The organism is Arthrobacter sp., from assembly GCF_031179385.1.
Lineage (GTDB): Bacteria > Actinomycetota > Actinomycetes > Actinomycetales > Micrococcaceae > Arthrobacter_D.
This window is the reverse complement of sequence record NZ_JAPSHV010000169.1, coordinates 1-4,381: the sequence shown is the minus strand read 5'-3', so window position 1 is coordinate 4,381 and position 4,381 is coordinate 1. Positions and strand designations below refer to the sequence as shown.

At 64.8% G+C, this 4,381-nt stretch carries 4 protein-coding genes; 2 read left to right on the top strand and 2 right to left on the bottom strand.

The annotated features are described in order from the left end of the window. Together RIF85_RS14775 and RIF85_RS14770 are read right to left on the bottom strand one after the other, a co-directional pair. A partial coding sequence (locus RIF85_RS14775; RefSeq protein WP_309072660.1) for a sugar O-acetyltransferase occupies nucleotides 1-434 on the bottom strand: 434 nt, incomplete at its 3' end. Between the two features lie 55 nt (nucleotides 435-489). Next, a complete protein-coding gene (locus tag RIF85_RS14770) occupies nucleotides 490-1,071 on the bottom strand; it encodes a GNAT family N-acetyltransferase (RefSeq protein ID WP_309072659.1) in 582 nt (193 codons plus the stop codon). Nucleotides 1,072-1,274: 203 nt separating this feature from the next. Here RIF85_RS14770 and RIF85_RS14765 point away from each other — a divergent pair, with 203 nt between their 5' ends. Both RIF85_RS14765 and RIF85_RS14760 read left to right on the top strand, forming a co-directional pair. After that, nucleotides 1,275-2,771 carry an FAD binding domain-containing protein gene (locus RIF85_RS14765; RefSeq protein WP_309072661.1) on the top strand — a complete coding sequence of 499 codons (1,497 nt, stop codon included), beginning with the start codon at nucleotides 1,275-1,277 and terminating at the stop codon, nucleotides 2,769-2,771. After that, nucleotides 2,768-4,381, top strand: a 1,614-nt coding sequence (locus RIF85_RS14760) for a molybdopterin cofactor-binding domain-containing protein (protein WP_309072658.1), incomplete at its 3' end; no start/stop codon positions are given. The genes RIF85_RS14765 and RIF85_RS14760, both read left to right, overlap by 4 nt.

Sequence of the window (4,381 nt, the reverse complement as noted above, 5' to 3'; positions counted from 1 at the left end):
TTGGATCCGATCCAGACGTTCCGGCCAATGACGACGGGAGCCGGGTGCATGTCCGCCCGCCGGCTGGGCGCGAGGTCATGGTTCAGGGTTGCGATTACCGTGTTGTGTCCGATGAGGCAGTCATCGCCGATGACTACCCCTCCCTGGTCCTGGAATTTGCACCCCGAGTTGATGAAGACTCGCTCGCCGAGCGTGATGTTCTTGCCGAAATCGGAATAGAAGGGCGGGAAGACCGTCGTCGAATCGGCAATGGGTCTGCCAGTCAGTTGAGACAATAATTCGCGTACGCGCGCCGGTTCGTGATAGCTCCCGTTGAGTTCTGCGGTGATGCGCAATGCGTCCTGACTGGTCCGGTGCATGACCTCATGGAACGGTGAGTTTCCGGTGATGGTTTCGCCGCGGTTCAGCGCGTTGAGAAGGTCATGCAGTTCCATAGTTATTGCCTTTGGAGGTAGTTCTGGGGGTTGCGGCAAGGCGTTGTACCAAGTGTCATCGAAGGTCCAGGCGCATCACCACTCGAGGAAACCCGCCTGAGACGGCCTGCGTCTGAGCGGCGAGGGTGAAGCCTGCCTTCTCGAACAGTGAGCGGGTACCCACGTAGGCCATCGTGAGGTCTACTTTTTCGCCATTGTTGTCTACAGGGTAACCCTCTACTGCAGGTGCTCCCTTCGATCGGACGTACTCCACGGCGCCATGCAGCAGGGCATGGGCGATCCCCATCCCACGGTGACCTGGACGGACCCGGATGCACCAGACCGACCAGACCGGCAGGTCGTCGACATGCGGAATCTTCGTGGATCGGGCGAACGGCAATTCCGACCGCGGTGCCGCAGCTGCCCATCCGACGACGTCGCCGCCGTCGTCGTAGGCGAGCACACCGGGCGCGACCTCCCGATCGCACAGTGCTCGCACGTACTCGCCTCGTGCAGGCCCCACCAGGGCGCGGTTGGTCTTCGAGTCGAGGCGATGGCTGAGACACCAGCACACGGAGGACGACGGGTTTTTGGGCCCCAGCATCGTCGCGACGTCGTCGAAACGGGCTGCTGAAGCGGGAAGGACCTTGAAGCTCACGTGATTACGCTACTCCCGGCGGTGGACGGCGCGGGTGGCAAACAGAATAATCCGCATCGTGGAAACAAATTTCCGTGCAATGGGTGTACGCTAGATCACACCGAAACTACGTAACGAACACTCTGGCACAGGCCTTCCACGCGGCCCGGGATGTCCAGAAGTTCGGTTGGCGCGTCGGTCCGGTTCGTACGGGAGCGTGAATGATGGACGGAATCAAGGTAACCGTCAACGGCAAAGTCCGGGACTGCAACGGAACAAATCCCCACACTCGATTACTCGACTGGTTGCGGGATGAGGGGCTTACCGGCTCCAAGGAAGGTTGCGCGGAGGGCGAGTGCGGCGCCTGCGCGGTCCTCGTCGCCCGCCCCGATGGAGCAGACCGCAGCCGCTGGACCTCGGTCAACGCGTGCCTTCCACCGGCTCTCGCCTTCGACGGGCAGGAGATCATCACTGCCGAGGGCCTCGGCAACGTCTCTGACGCCTGCACACCCGAGGATCTTCACCCTGTTCAGCGCGAGATGGCGGACCGCGGCGGTTCACAGTGCGGCTATTGCACGCCAGGATTCATCTGCTCGATGGCGGCCGAGTACTACCGGCCCGAGCGCTCGCCAGCGCAGGAAGACAAGGAGACGGGCACCGCCGTCGTCGGTGAGGAACACGCAACCGATCACGAGTGCGGTCCCAACGGATTCGACTTGCACGCACTCAGTGGCAACCTGTGCCGCTGCACCGGCTACCGGCCGATCCGCGACGCGGCCTACGCGCTCGACATTCCTTCGGACGCAGATCCGCTCCTTGAACGGCAGAACCGGCCCGCGCCCGCCGCCCGGCATACCCGCGTGAGCGGAGATGCGGAGTTCATCCGGCCGCAGTCGCTCGACGAGGTACTGCAGACACTCCGGAGTGGCTCGGATGTGAAGCTGGTTGCCGGTGCCACGGACCTCGGTGTTGAAGTTAATCTCCGCCACTCACGTCCGCCGCTGGTGCTGGCAATCGACCGTCTCGAGGAGCTCCGTGCGCTCACGTTTAGCGCCGACTCCATCGAAATCGGTGCCGCCCTGACACTGTCCGAGGTGGAGCGGGCCCTCGATGGAAGGGTTCCGCTGCTGGGTCATCTCTTCCCGCAGTTCGCCTCGCGCCTGATCCGCAATGCCGCAACATTCGGTGGAAACCTCTCGACCGGATCACCCATCGGTGATTCCGCGCCGGTCTTCCTGGCGCTCGATGCGAGGGTTGTCCTCTCCTCCACTGACGGCGACCGCGAAGTCCCACTGGCCGAGTACTACACCGGCTACCGTCAGAGCGTCCGCAAGCCCCACGAGATGCTCCGGGCCATCCGTATCCCGCTCCCGCTCGCCGAGAGCACCGCGTTCTACAAGATCGCCAAACGGCGGTTTGACGACATCTCCAGCGTGTCCGTGGCCATCGCGCTCCAGCTCAGCGACGGCGTCGTAAGCTCCATCCGCATTGGACTCGGCGGCGTGGCGGCCACGCCTATTCGCGCGCTGGCCACGGAAGAGGCACTGGTGGGGCAGCCCTGGACGTCCGACTCAGTGGCGGCGGCCGCCGTCGTGATGGCGGGGGAGGGAACCCCGATCGATGACATGCGGGCCAGTTCGCTCTACCGTTCGGCGATGCTGAGACAGGCACTGCTGAAGTTCCACGCCGAAAACGCACCAGCTGTGGAGGTGGCCCAGTGAAGTCCCTGGCAGATCGTCCCGTAAATCCAGTGGTCGGTGTTCCCGTATCCCACGAAAGCGCCGCAGCGCATGTGACCGGAACAGCGCTCTACACCGACGACCTCGTGGTCCGCAGCTCCAACGCCCTGCATGCCTGGCCGGTCCAGGCGCCCCATGCGCACGCCCGGATCACCGGCATGCGCACCGAACCGGCACTTGCGGTGCCTGGTGTGGTGAGGGTGCTGACGGCGTCGGACGTTCCGGGCATCAACGACGCCGGCATCAAGCACGACGAACCCCTCTTCCCGAATGAGGTCATGTTCTACGGGCATGCTGTGTGCTGGGTGTTGGGCGAGTCGCTGGAAGCCGCCCGCCTCGGCGCGGAAGCAGTCGAGGTCGACTACGAGCCGCTGCCGTCCCTGATCACTCTTGAGGAAGCCATCGAAGCCGAGAGCTTCCAGGGGAACCGGCCGACCGTTGCGCGCGGTGAGCCGGATAAGGCGCTTGAAAACGCGGCCCATCGGTTCACCGGTGAATTCCAGTTCAGCGGCCAGGAGCACTTCTACCTCGAGACGCACGCCTCCTTCGCGTACATCGACGAAGCCGGGCAGGTGTTCGTCCAGTGCAGCACGCAGCATCCGTCGGAGACGCAGGAGATCGTGGCGCACGTCCTGAACCTGTCCAACCACGACGTCACGGTGCAGTGCCTGCGGATGGGCGGCGGGTTCGGCGGTAAGGAGATGCAGCCGCACGGCTTCGCGGCCATCGCGGCCCTCGGTGCCACGCTCACCGGGCGCCCGGTCCGGTTGCGCCTCAACCGCACCCAGGACATCACGATGTCCGGTAAGCGGCACCCGTTCCACGCGCGCTGGGACGTAGGGTTCGACGACGACGGCCGCCTCCTCGCTCTGAAGGCCACCCTCACGAGCGACGGCGGCTGGAGCCTGGACCTCTCGGAGCCGGTCCTCGCCCGGGCACTGTGCCACATCGACAATGCGTACTTCATCCCGAACATTGAGGTGCACGGTCGGATCGCCAAGACCAACAAGACGTCGCAGACGGCATTCCGCGGCTTCGGCGGGCCACAGGGCATGCTCATCATCGAGGACCTGATGGGCCGGTGCGCACCGCTGTTGGGGCTCGATCCAAGCGAGCTCCGCCGTCGTAATTTCTACGAGCCCGGGCAGAGCACACCGTACGGGCAGCCGGTGCGCCACGCCGAGCGGCTCCAGGCAGTCTGGCAGTCGCTGGAGGACCGATCCGACATCGCCCGGCGCCGGCAGGAGGTCGCGGAGTTCAACGCCTCGCACCCGAACACCAAGCGGGCGATCGGCATGACGCCGGTCAAGTTCGGCATCTCCTTTAACCTGACCGCGTTCAACCAGGCCGGTGCGCTCGTGCACGTCTACAAGGACGGCTCGGTGCTCATCAACCACGGCGGCACCGAGATGGGCCAGGGACTGCACACCAAGATGCGGCAGGTCGCGGCCACGGCTCTTGGTATCCCGCTGTCCTCCGTGCGGCTGGCGCCGACGCGGACGGACAAGGTTCCCAACACCTCGGCCACCGCGGCGAGCTCCGGTGCGGACCTCAATGGCGGCGCAATCAAGAACGCCTGCGAGCAGATCAGC

Coding starts and splice junctions, on each gene's coding strand:
- RIF85_RS14765 (WP_309072661.1), top strand. CDS start 1,275: ATGGACGGAATCAAGGTAACCGTCAACGGCAAAGTCCGGGACTGCAAC.